This is a genomic window from Stieleria magnilauensis (assembly GCA_007753675.1).
In the GTDB taxonomy this organism is placed as follows: Bacteria; Planctomycetota; Planctomycetia; order Pirellulales; family Pirellulaceae; genus Stieleria; species Stieleria magnilauensis.
The window spans coordinates 6,554,079-6,575,355 of record CP036432.1; the positions used below are offsets into that span (position 1 = coordinate 6,554,079).

Consider the following 21,277-nt stretch of genomic DNA (forward strand, 5'->3'; position numbering starts at 1 on the left):
ATGAATAGCATTCTCCATCGGTCGCATCGACGCGTGGCGGCACGACGTCAGCGACGCATTCTATTGGAAGCACTCGAAGGCCGGCGTTTGTTGGCCGCGACGAATCCGCTGCCGCTCGATTCACTCGACGGGTCCAACGGGGTCCGGTTGATCGCCGCGGAAGCTGACTCCCGCACCGGGATCGCCGTCTCGGACGTTGGTGACGTGAACGGAGATGGTCGCGACGATGTGGTGATCGGAGCGAGCTTGGCGAGCCCGGGCGGCGTCAGCGACGCAGGCGCGAGCTACGTCGTCTTTGGCGATCGCAATGGCCTGCCCCCCACGGTCGATCTCGCCAAACTCGATGGCAAAACAGGGTTCGTCGTGACGGGGATCGATAGCTTTGACAAATCCGGTTCAAGCCTCAGCGGCGCCGGCGACTTCAACGGAGACGGCATCGACGATCTGATCCTCGGCGTGTCCGGGGGCGACCAACTGCCCGATCTTTCCGTGGGCGAAGCGTATCTACTTTTCGGCAGGTCGGTGTGGGAGTCCGGCTCGGTCGATCCGTCGCGACTCTCCGGAGGAACAGGTTTTCAAATCGTCGGTCTTGCAGCCGGCGATCAACTCGGCGTCGGGGTGAGCGCTGCGGGCGACATCAATGGAGACGGACTCGATGACTTGATCATTGGGGCCAATGGAGCCGAGCCGACCGGAAGTTCGAACGCCGGTCAGTCTTACGTTCTCTTCGGCACCACTGACGAAATCCGTAGTCCCTTCAGTCCATTGGCCCTCGATGGAAGCAACGGGTTTATCCTCAACGGCAAGGACGAGGATTTTTCCGGAGTGCGTGTCAGTGGTGCCGGGGATGTCAACGGAGACGGACTGGCAGATCTATTGATTGGCACCCAGAACGGCAAGAGCTACGTTGTTTTCGGGGGGGCAGACGGGTTTGCCGCCAGCATCGACCTTTCCACACTCGATGGAAATGACGGCTTCCTGATTAGCGGGAATGCGAACGACACGCATTACGTCAGCGAAGCCGGTGACATCAACGGCGATGGACTCGGCGACGTGATCATTGGTGCGTTTGATCCAGTGCAAACGGATCCCGGGGAAAGCTATGTCGTCTTCGGCACTGACGGCGGATTTGCCGCGACCATTGATCTTGCAAGCCTCGACGGGGCGACGGGCTTTCGCATCGACGGAATTGATGCGTTCGACCTAGCGGGGCTGAGTGTCAGCGGTGCGGGTGACGTCAATAGCGATGGATTCGACGACCTGATCGTCGGCGCCCACCGAGCGGATCCCGGAGGGATCAACCAGGCCGGGGAGAGCTATGTCGTGTTCGGAAAGGCGTCTGGTTTCGCAGCGGTATTTAGTTTGTCATCACTGGACGGCATCAACGGATTCCAGATCAACGGAATCAAGGCCGATGACAATAGTGGCTATGCCGTCTCGGGTGCGGGCGACGTCGACGGTGACGGATTCGACGATGTCATCCTGAGTGCCATCCTTGCCGACCCAGGTCTGGCCGACGGAGGCGAGGGCTACATCGTCTATGGCGGAAACTTCACCGGCGGCGTCGAAACCCAAGTCGGTGGCGAATCGGACGATAGACTCATCGCGAATCAAGGTGCCGCAGTCGACGTGTTGATCGGCGGCGGTGGCGATGACAAGTTGACCAGTGATGGCGGCAATGATGTCTTGCGCGGCGGCGCGGACGATGACACTCTGATTCTCCAGGACGTCGACTTCTCAGGGTCCCGACGGGTCGACGGCGGACGAGGCTTCGACACGCTTTTACTCGATACGGCGGGTGAAACACTCGACCTTCGTGACATTGCCGATACCAAAATCCGGCAGATCGAACAGATCGACTTCGGCACCGGCTTGAAAGCTCAAGCAGCCAGGACCAAACAAGCGTTGGTCGTGACGCCGCTGGAGATTCGGAACCTGTCATCCACCAGCAACACGTTGACGGTCGTGGGCAAGGGCGGGACCGTCCGTGTCGAGGGGCGGAACTGGAACGGCCCCACGCCGATCACTCTCGATGGTAAAGACTTTGTGGAATACACCGACGGCACAGCGACGCTACGCGTTCAATCGAATTTGTCCCTTGTCTTTTCGGCTTGGTCACTTTCCGGCTTGAACGGGCTCAACGGGTTCCGTCTCGATGGCGTCGACTCGGACGAGGAATCGGGCAACAGCGTGCACCAAGTGGGTGACCTCAATGGAGACGGCTTTGACGACGTGATGATTGGGGCGTCCCGAGCCCGGCCCGACGGTTCCAATCTGGCGGGGGCAACTTACGTGGTGTTCGGCGGTCCCGGCGTGTTTCCGTCGTCAATCCCGCTGTCCAGCTTGAATGGAACCAACGGCTTTCGGCTCGACGGAATGGCTGCGGGCGACCAATCGGGATTCAGCGTCGGCGGTGCCGGTGATTTCAACGGCGACGGACTCGATGACCTCGTCCTCGGGGCGCCCTTAGCCGACGCGAATGGACGGGGCGAATCAGGTGTCGCCTACGTCGTCTTTGGCAGCACCGGCGGCTTCGCGTCGTCGATCGACCTCTCCAGTCTGAACGGGTCGAGCGGCTTTCGAATCGAGGGGATCGCCGCGTCGGATGAACTCGGACAGAGTGTCAGCTTTGCCGGTGATTTCAACGGGGATGGGCTCGATGACGTGATCGTTGGCGCCCCCAACGCAAATCCCGGAGGCGTGGGAAACGCTGGTGAGGCTTACGTGCTTTATGGGCGAACCGGTGCAATGCCCGCGGTTGTTGACGCGAGCTCGATTTCCGCCACGGACGGACTTGTGATCAGCGGAATTTCCGTCGGCGACCGAACCGGCGTGGTCGTCAGCGATGCGGGCGACATCAACGGCGACGGACTGGACGATGTGATCATCGGCGCACACCTCGCCGATCCGAATGGCAACTTATCGTCTGGAGAGTCCTACGTTGTTTACGGTCGCACCCATTTCCCCAGCGGTTCACTCGGGCTCGGGTCGCTTGACGGCGGCAACGGATTTCAACTCAACGGAATTGCCTCGGGCGATCAGTCGGGCCTCAGCGTCAGCGGCGTGGGTGACTTTAACGGGGATGGTTTTGACGATCTCTTGGTCGCTGCGCCATTTGCCAATCCCAATGGCGTCAGTAGCGCAGGCGAATCTTATCTGCTGTTCGGAGGCGAGTCGCTACCATCGGTCTTCAACTTCGCCGACATGGTCGGTGCCGATGGCGTGCGAATCAGCGGCATTGATCTGAATGATTTTTCCGGATCGAGCGTCAGCGGTGCGGGCGACGTCAACGGCGACGGCTTCGATGATCTTCTCATTGGGGCCCAAGGCGGCGACGGCCCGGACAACGGTGGGAACAATCGCGGTGAGACCTATGTGGTGTTCGGCAGTTCAAGCCGTCCATTCTCGCTGGAGCTATCGACCCTCGATGGAACCGCTGGCTTCCGGCTCGAGGGCGTCGAAGACTTAGACCTGTCCGGCGAAAGTGTCAGCGGAGCCGGGGACTTCAACGGCGACGGCTTTGACGATTTTCTGATCGGGGCAACCGGTGCCAGCACGGGCGGGGTGAACGGCGCGGGATCGAGCTATATCGTCTTCGGGGGCAACTTCACCGGCGGCTTGGAAACGCAAGTCGGCAGCGATGCCGACGACACCTTGAATGCCGTTGGAGGGCGGTTTGTCGCCGATGTTTTGAACGGCGGTCGGGGCAATGACACCCTGATCAGCGACGGCGGCCAGGATGTTTTGCGGGGCGGCCAGGGCAATGACATTCTTGTGATTGTGGACAACGATTTCTCCGGCACCAGACGGATCTTAGGAGGAAACGGCTCAGATACGTTACAGATGGGCAGGCCCGGAATGTCAATCGACCTGACAACGATCGGTGACAACCGCATCGTCGACATTGAAAATATCGACCTCGGGTCAGGGTTGGCGCACACGCTGACGCTTGACGGACAGGATCTGCGCAATCTGTCGTCGCACGACAACTCTTTGACGGTTGATGGCGATGGCTCGGTCGTTCGACTTGTGGGAGGCGATTGGGGCGCACCAACGCTGAATCGTCTCAATGGCGACGACTATGTTCGCTATGCCAATGGGAACGGGATCATCAATCTAAACGCGAGGCTGACGATTGCAGTCGCCGAACGAGAACTTTCCAGCTTGGACGGCAATGTCGGTTTCACGATCACCGGTGGAAACACGTTTGATAGCCTGGGAACCGTCAGCGGTGCCGGTGACATCAACGGAGATGGCTATGATGATGTCGTGGTCGGCGCAATCGGCGCTGACCCGAACAGTCAGTTCGAGGCTGGTGAAAGTTATGTGGTCTTTGGAGGCCCCGGAGGATTCAACGCGACCCTCTCGGTTTCCGACTTGAACGGGGTCAATGGCTTTCGTCTTCCCGGAATGAGCGGCTTCGATCAATCCGGCTACAGTGTCAGTGGCGTGGGCGACTTCAACGGCGACGGATTAGACGACCTGCTGATCGGTGCGCGGGGTGCAGATCCGGGTGGCGAAGCTTCGGCGGGAGAGTGCTACCTTGTGTTCGGTCGCTCCACCCCGTTTCCCCGCGTGATTGACGTGTCATCGTTGGACGGAACCAACGGAATGCGGATTGAAGGAGCCGTTCGTTTGGATGGTCTGGGTTCCAGCGTTTCCGGTGCGGGGGATGTCAATGGCGACGGGCTAAGCGATTTGATCATTGGCGCGTCGGACGCAAGGCCGTTTGGCCGCGTCAATGCCGGCGCGGCCTATGTCGTCTTTGGCGACATCGCCCCCGCCCCTGCCGTGTTGAATGTTTCGGAACTGAACGGAAACAACGGCTTCACAATCACCGGCGAAGATCTATCTGGCGAAGCTGGCATCAGTGTCGGCGGAAACGTCGACGTCAACGGTGATGGATTCGACGATGTGATCTTGGGCGCACACCACGTTGATGCAAATGGGTTGCTCCGCGTCGGAAAAAGTTACGTCGTGTACGGCAAACCCGCCGGGTTTGCTCCGCTGATGGATTTGACCACGCTTTCTACCACGCAGGGATTCTCCATAACTGGATTGGAGAGTTTTGACCGATTGGGTGACGCGGTGAGCGGCGCCGGCGACGTCAACGCCGATGGATTTGACGACATGATCGTGGGGGCCCGTTATGTCGGCTCACCGCCGAACGACGATCTCGTGGGGCAGAGTTACGTAATCTTTGGTGATCCCAATGGGCTCACATTGTCTATCGATCCGAATCAACTCAACGGGACCAACGGATTTCGGATCAATGGTGACGCGGACTCGGACCAGCTAGGCAATGCCGTGTCGGCGGCGGGTGACGTCAACGGAGACGGTATCGACGACCTGTTAGTCGGTGCGTATTCCGCCGACCCCAATGGCTCCACCAGTGCCGGCGCTGCCTATCTGATCTTCGGTCGTCGCGGCAGTTTCTCACCGGACGTCGATGTCACCGATTTGAATGGAGAAAACGGACTTCGGATCAACGGAATACTTCCATTCGATTTTGCCGGCATCGAGTTGGGCGGACGTTTCGACTTCAACGGTGACGGGCTCGACGACTGGATTATTGCCGCATCCGGAGCCGACCCCAACGGACAGACCGGCGCAGGTGAAAGCTACGTCATGTTCGGAAACAGCCCGACCGGCCGTGTCGAAGTGCAATTGGGTGATGCGACGGACAATCAACTCATCGCGTCGCAAGGCTTGAGCATGCCGGATGTGTTGATCGGCGGCAGAGGCAACGACACCCTGATCAGCGACGGTGGAGAAGATGTTCTGCGCGGCGGCCAAGGGGATGACATCCTGGCAATCGTGGATGCTGATTTCTCCGGCACCAGACGCGTCATAGGTGGTAACGGATTTGATACGTTGCGTCTTGACGGAGCAGGTCTGATGCTCGATTTGATTTCCATCCCGGACAATCGATTGATCGACATCGAAGCGATCGACATCACAGGATCGGGCGCCAATCAGTTACTGCTCGATAAGTCCGAGGTGTTACGACTGAGTTCACACAGCAACACCGTCACGGTGCTGCGAGACCGCGACGACCTCGTCGACTTTGGCAGCGGCTGGACACAGATCGCCGATGAACTCGACGCCGGGAAATCCTTTGAAGTCTTTGCGCAAGGGAACGCGACTCTGAAGATTGAAAAGATCAGTCATTATCTGGCATTCCCCGCCGGAAACGGGCTAGACGATTGGACGGTTCGTCGCAACGGGCTACGCATCGAAGTGTTCGACAATCTTGCGGCAACCGTCATCACTTCGATTGATCTCGCGTCGACAAAGTCGTTGAGTTTTGAATCAGTGCCGCCCGAACCGGCACGATTGCAAATCGACTATGCCAGCGGTGGCTTTTTCGAAATCCCATCGGGCATCACGTTCGTCGGCTCCAGTACCAGCGACTCGTTCGCGTTGCAGGGGAACGGACTGACTCTGGCAACCTTGGCTGCTGGAAGCCCAACAATGGGCACGGGGATTCTTTCAACGACGCAAGGAGGTTCTTCGACAGCGGTCATGTTCAGTAATCTGGGTCCGCTGAACCTATCGGGATTGGCGGGGCTGGCGGTGCAAGGACCGTTGAATATCGGCTCAGAAACGCTTCAGGTGGATGCCCTCGGGAGGATCGACTTACACGCTCTGACGAGCATCAACGGCGGAACCATCTCTGCCCCCGGCGGCATCCATTTGGAATCCTCCGAACTGCTGTTCGGACACGGAAGCGTCAACGCCCCCGTTTCGTCGGACTCCGGATCGACCATCACGCTCTCCGGCGACACAACCCTCGGAGACATCGCGTCATTGGATGGGATCCAGTTCCAGGGCCGGCTGAATCTCGGCGCCAACACAGCCACCTTGTTGGACGGACACAAGGCAGTTCTCGGATCGCAAACCACGATCGGCTCCTCGAGCGAAAATGGCGTCCTTCATTCCGACAACGGCATTGAACTTCCCGATACCCACACATTTGTTGGTCGAGGTGTCGTCAACACGATCAACGGTGAGTTCGAAAACCAGGGATTCGTGCAGGGCAACGGTCCGGGATTGACGTTCAATCACCTTGTCACCGGAGCCGGTGATTTCGGCGGTGTCACCACGTTTAACGGCGGCACGGATTTCGGCAACAGTCCGGCCAAAATTAATGCGGGTGAGATCCGGTTCGGAGCGGCGAATTCGCACACCGTTGAACTCGGCGGTTTGATCGCGGGCCAGGAATACGATCAGGTTAACGCCGAGACCGCAACGCTGGATGGGATTCTGGAGGTTCGATTCATCGATCTTCAAAACGACTATCACCCACAGGTCGGAGATTCGTTTCCCATCATTACGGCAAACTCGATCAACGGCACCTTTCCCTGCACCGACCTACCCGCTCTGCCACAGGACCTGGCGTGGGACGTCCTCTACTCATCGGACGAAGTTCGATTGGAGATCGTTCGCATTCCCGAAGTCGAGTCGATCGTCGTCAATGACGGATCAAACAGTCGATCTCTGATCACGTCAGTGACGGTTCGCTTCGTCAGCAAGGTGGACCACGCCGCGTTAGTCAACGCATTTTCGTTGACCAATATCGATACGAATGTCGCCGTCGGAATGATCAGCGTTGCGGCAAGCGATGAAGTCGGAAAGACATCGGCCGTCCTGACTTTTTCCGGCGAATCGACCCATCCGGGCAGCAACTCGTTGGACGACGGCAACTACCGGCTAGACATCCTTTCCAATCAGGTGGTGACTGCTGGAAATAACGCGATGCTTGCTGACTTTCTGTTCGGCGGTCAAAAAGCAAACGCGCCGAACAACGACCACTTCTTCCGTCTCTACGGCGATACCGATGGAGACGGAGATGTGGACGGCCAAGATTACGGTCGTTTCGGACTCACCTTCCTGAGGCACACAGGTGACCCCGCCTACAATTCAAGTCTCGACTACGATCTCGACGGTGACATTGACGGACAGGACTACGGTCGATTCGGATTGCGATTCTTGACCACGCGGAATTGATTCATCGGTGCGGAGAATTTGATCTGACCACGATCGATTCGTTCTTTATCCGCGGAATCGACACCGCCGAGATGCTTGACCCTACCGATCCCACCGCATTCGTCACCGGACTGAGTTATGTCGACTCGCTCGTCAGACGGAATACCAGTAGGTGGGCGGCAGGATTTGAGCCCCTTTTGGCGAAGATGTGCGTCGGCGTCACAAGAAAATGGCCGAGCGCGCTCGAAGAGCCACTCGACGAGCTAAAGGCTGCACCGCCGTGAGTACCTGTTGTGCGAATTCGGCGACGCAGAGGGCTACGCTGATAGCTAGCAGGAGTTGCGGAAACCGTTTCGGGACCGGGAGAAAACCCACGAAGACTGCGACTTAAAATCGATGGCAAGTCCTTTGTACTTAATGGCACGTCGTTTGCAATTATCTTTCGAATTCCGAGCCCACTTTGACTCGATCACTTAAACCGGTAGGAAGAGATGAGATGAGCGGACAAAACAAGATCGTGGCGGATTTGATTCGTGGGCTCAAGCACGAACGAGACGAACTCAAGCTGCAAGCACACCTGGCGTCGATGGAAGCTCGCGAGGAACTGAGCAGGCTTGGCGACAAGCTCGATGAACTCGATCGCCAGTACAAGCCACTCAAGGACGCGGTCCAAACGTCGGCAGACGATGTCTTGGATTCCATGAAGTTGGTCGCCTATGAAATTCGCGATGGCTTGAAGCGGATTCGTGACGCGGTGTAACTCGCGAAACCCGATCAATTCTTGTTCATACGAAGAGAATAACGGGAAAGGAGTTTGATTTGCACCGAAGATCGAACGAGACGTCTCGGACGAACGGTTCAATGCATGGGCGAAAAAATTAGCCGACTCGACACGCGATGGGCATCGTGTTCCGAGCGCCACCATTCGCCGGTGGGTGACCGTGAACGAACCGGTGACTCCGCCGGTGCTGTCGACCAAAGCCGTGAAGTCTTCGTGGCTCAGGCCTTAGAGGATTCGGACTACGTCACTCGCCACAACTATTAATCATTTCCCCGCCGCAGAGATCACCCCACACCTCCACGGTGCAATGGGCAATGGGGCGAGCGGAATAGCTCGACGAGATTTCCCGCCAACGGTTCCAAGCAAACGACTTTGTCGAACAACCACGTGGTCGATTGCTGACCGACAGTTTGACCTTCGACCACCGGCGGAAATCGTTTTGCCCCCAACGCCCAACACGCGGTCGATGATATACTTGACTTACTGGGGTACGTTCCAACAAATGGATCCGGTCAATGACAACGTTGCTTTTTGCCTGCCTGTTGATTGCCTCTATCAGCGCGAGTGCGGCAAACGCAGATTGGCCTCAGTTTCGTGGCCCCAATGGGTCAGGGGTGGCACCCCATTCAAGCCCCCCGATTGAATTTGGGCCTAAGAACAATCTGCTCTGGCGTCTGGAACTTCAGTCGGGTCACAGCTCACCGGTCGTCAGCGGCGACTTGATTTTCTTGACGACCTTTGACCCCAATCGGAAGCAACTCAGCGTCGTTGCAATCGATCGGCATCGAGGGACAATTCGATGGGAACGCGCGGTCGCCCCGAAAGAGATCGAACGGGGGCATCCTTCCTTCAACCCCGCCAGCAGTACCCCGGTGACCGACGGCGAGCGTGTCGTCGCTTACTTCGGATCGTACGGGCTGATCTGCTTCGATCTGGAAGGCAATCGGCAGTGGGAACTACCGCTTCCTCTCACAAAATCTTACGCCGGCAACGCCATTTCACCGATCATCGCCGGCGACAAGGTGATCCTTTATCGAGGGAATTATGTCGATCATTTCTTACTCGCCGTCGATAAGCGAACCGGCAAAGAACTCTGGAAAACGCCCCAGTCGGAACCTTTTCATCCCGAACTCGCGTGCACCGCAATTCCCATTGTTCAGAACGACCTATTGGTTTTGCATGGCGCGCGTAGCGTGCAAGGCTTCGATCTCGAAACGGGTCAGCAGCAATGGATCACAAAGTGCGCAACAACGGCCACGAGTACGCCTTTGATTGCCCGCGGGCGAGTGATCGTCGCCGCATGGAACAAGATGGGGGAACCGGCACTGCGACCTGAGTTCCCCGATTTTGACCAGCTTGTGGCCGATCACGATGCAAATGATGACGGTGTGATCCAGCAACCGGAGTTCCCGCGACTGTGGATCTTTCATCGACCGGAAGGTGCCGAAGCACCGCAAAACGGCGCGACGATCGGTTTTCGAAACGTTGATCAAAACAAGGATGGAAAAATCGCGGCGGATGAATGGCGGCGGCAGTTGCGTGATCTCGAACGCTTTCGGCGCGGGTACCAAAACCATGGCTTGCTCTCCCTGCCGACAGACCGCCGCGGTGTGTTGGCCAACGATGAAGTGATCACGCTGGAAACGCAGGGAATCCCGGAAGTTCCCTCGCCAATCAGCGATGGACGGTACGTCTATCTGGTCAAGAACGGCGGGCAGGTGACATGCGTTGATTTGGAGTCTGGCGAACGGGTTTATCGAAAACGTACCGGCGGCAGTGGCACCCACTACGCCTCTCCCATCATCGCTGCGGGCCATCTCTACATCGCTGATGGAAATGGTCGCATCGTGGTGATGCCGCTTGGTGAGTCGGCAAACATCGTCGCTACCAATGAAATGGGCGAGGGCGTTTATGCGACTCCAGCCGTTTCCGGCGATTGCCTCTACGTGCGAACCCTTTCGGCTTTATACGCATTCGGAGAGGGAAACCAATGAAGCCCGCACTTATAATCACGATCGCGTTGCTGCTTCAGACGTTCAGCGGTGCGGCAGAATAGAGTGAACGGCTTCAGGTGTTTACCGAAGAATCGAGTGTCGGTTGCCGTGACGTCGATACGGAGGCTCGCCTGGACCTAACCGCGTTAGAGCACGACCTGGAAGACGAAAAAAAATTCGAGAGCAAACTCCAGCGATGAAAACATTCTCCATCCCCATTGCCTGCTTCATTCTGTCACTGTCGCAATCTCTCTGTTTCGGTGATTCACCGGAGCAAAACTGGCACCATTGGCGAGGCCCAGACGCAACCGGCGTGTCGCGAACGGCCGATCCACCCGTCGAGTGGAGCGAAGACAAGCATGTCAAATGGAAGGTCGCGATCGATGGAAAAGGCACCTCGACGCCGATCATCTGGAACGACAAGGTGTTCCTTTTGACGGCAATCGACACCGGGGTGAAGGACACTTCGATTCCCGATCCCGAAGACCAACCGAAGTCCAATTTCTTCGACATCAAACGCCCCAACACAGAACACGCATTTGTCGTGCTGTGTCTTGATCGTGACAGCGGGAAAGAATTGTGGCGACGGACTGCAATCACGAAGATTCCCCACGAGGGCGCACACAACGACAACGATTTCGCCTCGGCGTCTCCCACGACCGACGGCAACCACCTGTATTGCTGGTTCGGATCCGCTGGCCTGTATTGTTACGACCTCGATGGAAACAAGCGTTGGGAGCGAGATCTCGGTGAAGCCAAAGTCGGTTCAAGCCTCGGCGAAGGATGTTCTCCCGTTCTGCATGACGGCAAGCTGGTGATCGTCCGTGACCATGCAGGTCAAAGCTCCATCGAAGTGCTGGATGCCACGTCCGGAGAGACCCTCTGGAAACGGCAGCGCGATGAAGACAACGCGTGGGCGACACCGAGAGTGATCCGACACAGTGGAAAAACGCAAGTCATCACTGCGGCCTCGGGCGCGGTGCGCAGCTATGACCTCGACTCGGGCGAGACCATCTGGCAATGCAGCGGTCTGACCGGCAACGTCACCCCGTGTCCAGTGATCGATGGCGATTACGTGATCTGCATGAGCGGCTACAAGGGCTACGCTGCGATGGCCATTCCGCTGACGGAGACCGGGGACATCTCCGGTAGCGAAACGATCCTGTGGCAGCGAGACCGCGGCACGCCCTACATCCCATCGCCGCTGCTTTACGATGGCTTGCTCTACTACAACCAATCGAACCAGTCGATCCTGACCTGCGTGGACTCCAAGACGGGCGAGACGGTTTTTGGCCCGGAACGCATCGGTCAGCTATCCAACATCTACGCATCCCCTGTCGGCGCGTCAGGACGCGTTTACATCACCGGCCGCGACGGGACAACGCTTGTCATCCAACGCTCTCGTACGCTGACAGAACTTGCTACCAATCGGCTCGACGACCGCTTTGATGCTTCTCCAGCGCTTGCCGGCAAGCAACTCTTTCTCCGCGGCGCAGAGCACCTCTATTGCCTGGAAGCAGATTCAAACTAGCGATTGGGCGACCTCAACCCGGTTGCAGTTGAGCACCCCATTTTCTTGTCAGCAATTTTCTTGTCGCTCCGCTTCCCGACGCTCCCATTTTTCTGGCCGCGATCTTTCTGCCGTCCCTGTCGGTCCCTGTGAGCCGACTGAGCGACAATCTTCCGACGCCAGAGCGGACGGCGAGCAGGCCAAGCTGTGCCGCGATCGGCTGTCGCATGATTAAGTCTCCGCGTGTGGATCGAATGACTCGCCTCAGCGATACCTGTATACTAACGAAAACCGACGACCATCTTGTGGGTCGATCGATTGGCGGCGATGAGCGGGTCAACCGACTGGTGGGTGACCGTCGCAGCAGTGGACGGCAGGGCAAGTTGAATGAGTCAGAAAAAGCAGCGAGGCAAAACACGGCAGTTGATTTTGATCGCGACTGCATTGATCGTGATTCCCGGAACCTTTGGCTACATCGAGTTTTGGTTATCACGGCCGATCGGCGAAGGTCCGGCCGGACCGGAGGTCGATCGCACTCACTTTGAAAATGTTTGGTCGGATCGTGCCGTTCGCGTGGTCGGCATCGGAGACAGCATCACGGCGGGGCTGGGCGCGAAATCACCCAAGCACACGTTCTTCAATCGGTTGATTCAAAACCCATCGGATGAAGATGAACCGATGCGTGACGTTTGCCTTTCATCCGTGTTGCCCAATCTTTCCGCCGAAAACTTCTCCATCTCCGGCTCGGAATCGAATCTCCATCTGGACGTGATTCGTGAGACGATTCCGACGTACCCGGACGCCTTCGGAATCGTTCTGATGACGTCCGGCGGAAATGATTTGATTCACAGCTACGGCCGCAGCCCGCCTCGCGAGTGCGCGATGCACTCCGCGACGCTTGAGCAAGCGAAACCTTGGATCGACAATTTTCGGGATCGACTGGACACGATGTTTCGGGAGATTGCCGCGAAATTTCCAGCAGGTTGCGAAATCTACATCGGTGATATCTACGACCCGACCGACGGCGTCGGCGATGCGCCAAGCATCTTTTTGCCGGATTGGCCCGACGGTTTAGCGATCCACGCCCGCTACAACCAAGTGATACGCAACGTTGCGTCCCAATACGAGTTCGTGCATGTCGTTCCTCTCCATGAAACATTTCTTGGCCACGGATCGCACTGCAGACAGTTCTGGCGATCAAGTTACGACAGCGACGACCCACACTATTGGTTCTTCACCAACATCGAAGACCCCAATGATCGCGGATACGATGCGATCCGAAGAGTGTTTCTCAACACCATCCTTGCCAAGACGACGCTCAAATAGAAAAAAGGGAAAGGGGCTTTTTTGGGACCGAAAGTGAGACAAGAAAATGGATGACAGGAAAATCTGGGAGGATCGTTGAGGGCCTGGATTCCATGCCTGCGACCGGCGAAATGGATCAGGTCAGTTCATTTCCCGCACGCCATTTTCTTGTCAACAATTTTCTTGTCGCCCCTTTTCCCGACTCCCATTTTTCTGCCAGCGATTTTTCTGCCATCTCTGTCGTTGCTGGACACGAATTACCCGGATCCGAGCAAAGCCCGTAGGTGGATGGCACTATCTGAGACACCCACTCCGTCGATCATGACGATATCATCATTGAAAATGTGACGATGGAAGGCTTCAAGTACTACACTGATAAGCCGATCCTGACTGAGAAAGATCTCTTGCGTGGCAAAGGGGCAGCTGCATTGAGGCAATGGAAGTCCGACCACGGAGCTTCGGGATAGAGCAACAAGTAACACACGAGCAAGCCCCAATCAACACCATGTCTGAATACGCGACGCGGAAAGTCATCCTGCTATGCCTGCTGTGCTTTGCCCCAGTCTCACTGCCGGCCGAGACGGTCAAGCCGAACATCGTGCTGTTGTTTGTCGATGACCTCGGCTGGTACGACCTCGGGTATCGCAACGCGAAGTTTGAGACGCCGAACATTGACCGGCTTGCCGGCGAAGGCGTCGATTTCACGCGTGCCTACATCGCCAGCCCCACCTGCAGTCCGAGCCGGGCAACGTTGCTGACGGGAAAACACCCGGCTCGTTTGCAACTCGTTCGCCACATTCCCACCGGAACGACAAACGGTTTCGACAAGTGGGGGCGAACCGATCAAGAATTCAATCAATGGGACGGTGACCCCGCCCAATTTCCGTGTCGAAACTGGTTGCCGCTTGAGCACACGACGTATGCCGAGGCGCTCGGTGACCTTGGTTATCACAACACGTTCATCGGTAAGTGGCACCTCGGCCACGAACCGTACCACCCGGACAAACAGGGGTTCGACGTTCAATTTGGCACTTCCAACTTCGGCCATCCCAAGTCGTACCTGGCTCCGTTCTTCAAGAACTCTGACGTATTGTCGGATGTCAAGAACGACTATCTGACGGACGTTCTCACCGACCGCTGTGTCGACACGATCAAAAGCTACGAAGGCGATCAACCGTTCATGCTTTCGATGTGGTACTACAACGTGCATCGACCGCCCGTTCCTCGACCAGATTTATTCGATCATTTTAAGTCAAAGGGCTACGACGACACCGACGCCATCTACGCCGCTCAAGTCAAGGCCGTGGATGAATCCGTTGGTCGCATCCGCCATGCACTCGCGACCAAGGGCATCGCAGACGACACGGTGATCGTTTTCTTGTCCGATCAGGGAAGCTGGTATCAGAATTTACCGCTCCGCGGCAGCAAGCGAGTCGACACGCTATGCGAGGGCGGCGCCCGGGTGCCGCTGATCATACATTGGCCCGGTGTCACCAAGCCCGGCACGCAATGTGACGGCTTGGTTCAATCGACCGACCTGTTCCCAACGTTCGTGGAGATGGCGGGCGGAGACTCATCGGCATTCAGCGACCTGGATGGCATTTCGCTGCTGCCGGCGATTCGAGGCAATCCACTCCCTGATCGTGGCGAGCCATTGTTCGGCTACCGCGCCTACCAAGACCTTTACGCTTCGGTTCGCGATGGCGACTGGAAGATGCTGGCTTATCGAAGCGGCAAAGTCAGCCTGTACAACATCGCCCAAGATGAATCTGAACAGAACGACGTGTCGGAGTCCAACGGCGACATTGTGAAACGCTTGACGGGGGAACTTGTCGCGTGGGAGCAACGCATGAACGTCCAACAATACTCCGGCGTGCAATAGATCCGCGAAAGCAGATCGTCGCGTCGGATACAATTCCGCAGAACGCCCTGGAAAAACGTCTCATCCCCGGTTCTGTCTACCATTACCTCCCACAATCCTATCCTCAAACGTTTGCCTGAAAGAGTTGACAATGTTATCGAAACGATCCCGCCTCATCGTCCCGCTCGCAGTTTTATTGTTTGGGTTCTCTTTCCATGCGTCTGCGGCAGAACGACCCAACATCCTGTGGATCACCATCGAAGATTGGTCACCCGATCTTTCTTGTTACGGGACAAAGGGGATCGAGACACCGAACGTCGACAAACTGGCCGCCGAAGGGATTCGGTACGAGCGAGCGTTCACCACGTCGCCGGTTTGTTCGACCTCCCGTTCCGCGATGATGACGGGATTTCATCAGAACTACATTGGTGCACACCAACACCGTACCGCCGACAAAAAACCGCTGCCTTTTGGCATTCGACCGATCCCGCATCTGCTCGCCGATGCCGGCTATTTCACCTGCCTGATGAGTTGGAAAACCGACTGCAACTTCCTTCCCGACAAGAAGGAAGAGTTGTTCATGGGGGTGGACTGGAGCGAGCGACAACCGGACCAGCCATTCTTCGCTCGGATCACATTCGGCGGCACCCACCGGTCTTGGAATCGCGATCCGGTGCGGCCGATCGACATCGCGGACGTGGAACTGCCACCGTACTATCCCGACACGCCTTTCATCCGTCGCGACTGGGCAAACGGACTCGAGCAGATGCAGTTGGTCGATCGCGAGGTCGGGGAATTATTGAAGCGACTTGACGACGAGGGGCTCGCTGACAACACGATCGTATTCTTCATCGGTGATCATGGTCGTTGCCACATCCGCGGCAAGCAGTTTCTGTACGACGAAGGCACTCGGATTCCGATGATCCTGCGTTGGCCGGGCAAGATCGATCCCGGTCAGGTCAACGATGACCTGGTGATGTCGATCGACATCTGCGCGACCGTTCTCGACGCCGCCAATGTCACTCCGCCTGTGCCGCTGCATGGAAAAAACCTATTCAGCGATGAAGTGAAGAATCGGAAGTACGTCTTCACCGCTCGGGACAAGATGGATGACACCCACGATGCGATGCGCAGCATTCGGTCGCGGGACCATAAGTTGATTTTAAACCTGATGCCGGAGCGGGCGTACTGCCAATTGAGTTTCTACAAAGAGGGCGCGTATCCGCCGCTTGCGGAGCTGAACGTGTTGAACCTGCAAGGCAAGCTGACTCCGGAGCAAGCGGCGTTCATGGCACCCAATAAACCGGAAATTGAACTGTTTGACCTGAGCAACGATCCGCACGAGGTCCGCAACGTAGCCGATGACCCGAAGTACGCGAGCGTCAAAGCTGAGTTGCTGCGCGAGTTAGAAAACTGGCGAACGAACGTGATCCATGACCAGGGGGTCTCGGATGATTTTCGCGCCGTTGGCGTTTTCCCTGAATCGTGTCCGCTGCCGACCGTAGGACAGTGGGCTCAAGAACACGCTGACGAATATGACTTCAAAAAGTTTGGCGTCCCCGGCTGGTTCCCCACCAGAACGCTTGATGAATGGCAGTCGGTCAAAGCGATGTGGGAACCCTGGGTGTTCCGCGAACCGACGAGCGACATGAAACGCCCCGTGATTCCCTACACGAAGAAACCCGGTGCAAAGAAAACCCGCGCAAAGAAATAGAAACGATCACCAAGAGCGATACCTCAGCCCTGGCGTTGGGGATCGAACGGCCGGACGCATCGGAAATCGCTATGATGCGAAAGCGAAACAGGCTGAGCCCGGACGCGATAGTGAGTCATCGAAACGAAGGATAAATCATGAAGATAAAATCATTCACTCTGTTGGCATGTCTGTGTGTCATGACACTGTCGGGCATTGCGTCGGCTCAGACGCCAACGGCCGAAGATTACATGAAATGGCCCGCGTGATGCCCGATTTGGCATGTTTATCCCTTGGGGCTCTACCCACCGCCGTTAAGGAAGACGAAGCATTGGCCAGGGCGTCTCATTCCTTTTCGAACTCGGCAATGATTTCGAGGATTCCAACGCAGGCGTCCTGCTTCGGGGTCATCCGCACACGGATTGCATCACACCGGATTGGCGCGGCAGGGTGAACGACGTTGTACTGATTCGCTCGCGTGTCGTAGCGGTCGGTCGTGTACAACTCGAAAGGTGTCCAATTTCCATTCTGCTCGACTTCAAGCGACCACTCGGCGGGAAACTTCACGTCGAATTGGTCCTGCATCCAATAGACGCCGACGCTTCTCAGTCTCTTGGTAGCGTGGAAGCGAGCCTCGACCCACTGCGGCTCGTTTTTCTGAGGACGGCTTGTCCAGCGGGGCACCTTCTTGCCGCTGGAGTATCGAGGTTCCTTGCCGTCACCGATCGCTGTGACGGTGTCGTCGGCGAACGTGTGCGACGCCGTAACGCTTGCGAACACGCTTTCCTTGGACAACGAAACGGGATCGAACACCGCCAGCGTTTCATTGCGTGGGAACCAGACGGTCATCGAACTGACGCCGCGATTATTCCATGCGTAGTACGGCGTCAGAATAAGCGGCGAGTTCTCGATGGAATTGTCCGCTGCAACCGCTTGCGCGACCGTCCGCACCTGTAGAAACGAACCGGCGTCGATCGTCTTCGTGGAGACTCCGGCGTCAGCGACGTCCGGCTGTCCTGCGAAGAAGAAACGCTGTGTCGGGCCGCCGTTATCGACTCCTTCGGCGCAGAGCACGAAGGGGCCGCGCGTCAGCGCGATGCGATTCTGATTGGCCTTCACCGCCGGGTGGCACTCACTGATGCAAACCGGCATCGGAAGCGTCAACTGCACGCGATCACCGGCCTGCCACTGGCGGTCAATGGCGACAAAGCCTTTGTCGAGCTGCAACGACGCGTCCTCACCGTTCACAGTTAGACTCACCTCAGGGAGGGCTGTGTCCACGTAGCGATAGAGTTCGCCGGGGACGAATCGATCGCGAGCCCAGGTCGGTATCCGTAGCAGCACTCGAAATTTCGTCGGCTTTGCCGGGCTGACAACCAAACTGATTTCGCCGTCGTTGGGATACGCAGTCTGCTGCAGCAGCTCGACCTTCACGTCGTCCAGGGTGATCTCCGTGCGGCTGTCCGCATAAAAGCTGATGTAGACGTCTCGATTGTCGTGTGCGTACGTCATGCCGGGAACCTGCGGCAGCAATCGCGCCATGTTGGAGGGGCAGCAGGCCGTTCCGAACCACGGGGCCCGACCCGCCGTGCCATGATTGAACGGATACTTTCCGTCGGCTTCGAGAGGGTTGACGTAGAAAAAGCGATTGCCTTGCAGATTCACGGCCGCAAGCACGTTGTTCAGCAGCGAGATTTCGGCGACGTCCAAATACTTTGCGTCTTTGTGCAACAGGAACATGCGGTAATTGAAGAGCACGTTGCCTACGGCCGCGCACGTTTCATTGAAAGCATCGGAGTTCGGTAGTTCATATTGCGGACCGAAGCCTTCGATCCCGTGCACCGCACCGAGCCCCCCCGTGATGTGCATACGGGTGTTGGTGATGTCGCCCCAGATGTGATCGAGGGCATGACCGTATCCCGGCTCACCCGTCAGCGTCCCGACGTCGGCCATTGCCGAATACAGGTACGTCGCCCGGACCGCGTGCCCGACGGCTTCACGCTGCTGTGTTACCGGAGCATGCTGCTGGGCATACGTGGGCGACATCACGCCTTCGCCATCGGGCACGTACGTCAGGCCGCGGATTTCGAGAAACTTGCGTGCCATGTCGAGGTAGAGCTGCTTGCCGGTGACGCGATGCAGCTTGACCAGCGCCAGTTCCAATTCCTGATGGCCGGGAGCCTGGCGAATCGGCTTGCCATCGTTGTATTTCGGATCGCCGACGAAAAAGACCTGGTTGATGTGCTGCGCGCTTTTCTCGGCGACGTCCAGCAGCTTCTGCTTCCCCGTCGCCTGGTAATAGGCGATCGCCGCCTCGTACAGATGACCGACGTTGTACAACTCGTGGCTGTGAACGACGAACGTGTAAGCCGCGTCGCCCATCATGTTCTTCGACGTGCCGACACCTGTCGTGTGGGACGGATACAGGTAGCCGTTTGCCTCCTGAGCACCGGCAATGATGTCGGCGAGTTCGTCGAGCTTCGCTTCCAGGTCCGGATCACGTCGCAATTGAAGCAGATAGGCGGCTCCCTCCATGACTTTGTAGAGGTCCGAATCAACGAACCGATGCGCACGGTGATCTTCGACTTTTTTCCCAGCCAGAAAATCACGGGCGGCTTTGAGATGTTCGACACCGGGCTGCGTGCGTTCAAATGCGAATGGCACGAGCGTCGTCCGCTGGGTTTCCAGCCGAGGCCGCCAGAAGTCGCTGGTCATCTCGACTTCATTGAAGGGCACTGGCTTGAGCAGGTAGTCTTTAGAAGCGGCTTCGAGCTTCGCGAGATTCGGCGCGGCTTTGTGCTCGTAGCTCTTGATGGCCTTGCCAGCGTCAACGACCGCTTTGTTTCGGGCCTGGAACTCAGGATCGTCGTTGAGGGATTTGCGGATCGCGTTGCGATTTTCGACGGCTGCGTCCACACTTTGGAAGGCGTCCGGGTAGCGGGCTTCAAGTTCGGCTTGTCGACGGGCCGTCTCGGCGACCAAGGCAGCGAGCTGCTTGTCACCGACAGCTTCGAGTTGGGCGCGGACCTGGCCGAGTTCCGACGGGAAACGGTTTCTGTTGACTCCATCCTGCTTGAGACGAGCAAGTTCCGGCTTGGTGGAGAGGACGTAGTCGTCTTCGGCGCGACTCGCTTTGTGAACCCGGGTTTCCATCCTTTTGAAGTCGGGCTCGGTGTCCTTGATGTGCTGTTTCGTCTTTGCGATCAGTTTGCCGATTTGCTTGTGCGTGATGAAGGCTTCGGGGTAGTCCGCGTGCAGCGCGGCTTCGAGTTGTTCATGCTTGGCCACAAGATCCCGGTAGGTCTGGTCCTCCAGCGTGAGGCGGGACTTGAGGTTCATGTACTCGAGCTTGTACTGCTCTGCCGGATCGCGCGTGACGGGGGCGCGATCGGCCTGAATCATCGCGAGCGTTTTTCGTGCCTCGGACCAATCCTCGCGCTGGCCGCTGGCCTTCCAGACACGGACGTTGTCGATCGAGGCGCCCGGGAGATCGAACTGGAAGGCGAAGTATTGGCGAGTGCGGTCAATGATCGGGTGCCGGCCGAGTACAAATTCGGTCTCGCTCAAGTGCGCGACAATTTCGTCGCCCCAGTATTCGACCGTCATGGTCTGCCACTGGTCGGGACGAGGTCTGCGGATGCACTCACCAAGCTGGGCGGGAACCAACCCTGCGTCACGATCGACCGGCGTGTTGACCTGGAAATGATCAGGGTGAATCTGGGTGACGCTGTTGTAGTGCCCGCCGCTGCCTGTCACGAGACGAAGGTCGGTTGTTTGGCCGGAGAGCTTGAAGTCGAATTGGATGATCGTGTTGTGGAAGGAGGGGTCTTTGAGGAAGACGCGTTTGGTTTCCGTCGGATCGACATCCGTCCGCAACAGGGCGCCGTCGCGCAGGGCAAAGTCGGCCTTGAAGAACCAGCGGTCGCTGACCGTGGCAGGATCGAAGTCATCCGAGAAGATGAGTTCGCCGGGGAGACACATCAAGGCTTTGGGCGAGCCAGGGGGTTCAGCAGTTGCGACTGAGGAGACCGCAATGAGGCCGAGCAGGACGACGCCGAAACGCGATGACAGTGTGAACGTTCGCATGATGAATCCAGGCTTTCAGGGGAAGGAGCGTGAGCCACGGATAGACACGTCTATCAAG

Annotated in this window: 9 protein-coding genes; 8 read left to right on the forward strand and 1 reads right to left on the reverse strand. The window is 57.5% G+C overall.

From position 1 onward, the window contains the following. The 8 genes from TBK1r_RS23470 to TBK1r_RS23505 all read left to right on the forward strand — a co-directional run bounded on the left by TBK1r_RS23470 (position 1) and on the right by TBK1r_RS23505 (position 17,154). On the forward strand, positions 1–8,010 hold the full coding sequence (locus TBK1r_RS23470) for a beta strand repeat-containing protein (RefSeq protein WP_419580315.1): 8,010 nt from the start codon (positions 1–3) through the stop codon (positions 8,008–8,010). Between the two features lie 475 nt (positions 8,011–8,485). Beyond that, positions 8,486–8,749, forward strand: coding sequence for a hypothetical protein (locus TBK1r_RS23475; protein WP_145216255.1), 264 nt, complete (start codon positions 8,486–8,488; stop codon positions 8,747–8,749). A 635-nt stretch (positions 8,750–9,384) separates the two neighbouring features. Continuing rightward, positions 9,385–10,764 carry an outer membrane protein assembly factor BamB family protein gene (locus TBK1r_RS23480; protein ID WP_419580316.1) on the forward strand — a complete coding sequence of 460 codons (1,380 nt, stop codon included), beginning with the start codon at positions 9,385–9,387 and terminating at the stop codon, positions 10,762–10,764. Between the two features lie 196 nt (positions 10,765–10,960). Then, positions 10,961–12,295, forward strand: coding sequence for a PQQ-binding-like beta-propeller repeat protein (locus TBK1r_RS23485; protein WP_145216259.1), 1,335 nt, complete (start codon positions 10,961–10,963; stop codon positions 12,293–12,295). Positions 12,296–12,661: 366 nt separating this feature from the next. Beyond that, a complete protein-coding gene (locus tag TBK1r_RS23490; RefSeq protein WP_145216262.1) occupies positions 12,662–13,600 on the forward strand; it encodes an SGNH/GDSL hydrolase family protein in 939 nt (312 codons plus the stop codon). 50 nt (positions 13,601–13,650) lie between these two features. After that, positions 13,651–13,863 (forward strand): hypothetical protein, encoded by a 213-nt coding sequence (locus TBK1r_RS23495; RefSeq protein ID WP_145216266.1) that lies wholly within the window; start codon positions 13,651–13,653, stop codon positions 13,861–13,863. 221 nt (positions 13,864–14,084) lie between these two features. After that, on the forward strand, positions 14,085–15,461 hold the full coding sequence (locus TBK1r_RS23500; RefSeq protein ID WP_419580317.1) for a sulfatase: 1,377 nt from the start codon (positions 14,085–14,087) through the stop codon (positions 15,459–15,461). Between the two features lie 130 nt (positions 15,462–15,591). Continuing rightward, entirely contained in the window at positions 15,592–17,154 is a 1,563-nt protein-coding gene (locus TBK1r_RS23505) for a sulfatase family protein (protein ID WP_145216272.1), read from the forward strand. A 324-nt stretch (positions 17,155–17,478) separates the two neighbouring features. Here the strand turns inward: TBK1r_RS23505 and TBK1r_RS39020 are convergent, their stop codons facing one another. Beyond that, complete coding sequence (locus tag TBK1r_RS39020) at positions 17,479–21,219, reverse strand: glycoside hydrolase family 127 protein (RefSeq protein ID WP_419580318.1); 3,741 nt, start codon at positions 21,217–21,219, stop codon at positions 17,479–17,481. Positions 21,220–21,277: the final 58 nt, after the last annotated feature.

What these genes read in the sequence shown, in the direction of transcription:
- TBK1r_RS23470 (WP_419580315.1), top strand. Translation starts at nt 1, where the DNA reads ATGAATAGCATTCTCCATCGGTCGCATCGACGCGTGGCGGCACGACGT.
- TBK1r_RS23475 (WP_145216255.1), top strand. Translation starts at nt 8,486, where the DNA reads ATGAGCGGACAAAACAAGATCGTGGCGGATTTGATTCGTGGGCTCAAG.
- TBK1r_RS23485 (WP_145216259.1), top strand. Translation starts at nt 10,961, where the DNA reads ATGAAAACATTCTCCATCCCCATTGCCTGCTTCATTCTGTCACTGTCG.
- TBK1r_RS23490 (WP_145216262.1), top strand. Translation starts at nt 12,662, where the DNA reads ATGAGTCAGAAAAAGCAGCGAGGCAAAACACGGCAGTTGATTTTGATC.
- TBK1r_RS23495 (WP_145216266.1), top strand. Translation starts at nt 13,651, where the DNA reads ATGACAGGAAAATCTGGGAGGATCGTTGAGGGCCTGGATTCCATGCCT.
- TBK1r_RS23500 (WP_419580317.1), top strand. Translation starts at nt 14,085, where the DNA reads ATGTCTGAATACGCGACGCGGAAAGTCATCCTGCTATGCCTGCTGTGC.
- TBK1r_RS23505 (WP_145216272.1), top strand. Translation starts at nt 15,592, where the DNA reads ATGTTATCGAAACGATCCCGCCTCATCGTCCCGCTCGCAGTTTTATTG.
- TBK1r_RS39020 (WP_419580318.1), bottom strand. Translation starts at nt 21,219, where the DNA reads ATGCGAACGTTCACACTGTCATCGCGTTTCGGCGTCGTCCTGCTCGGC.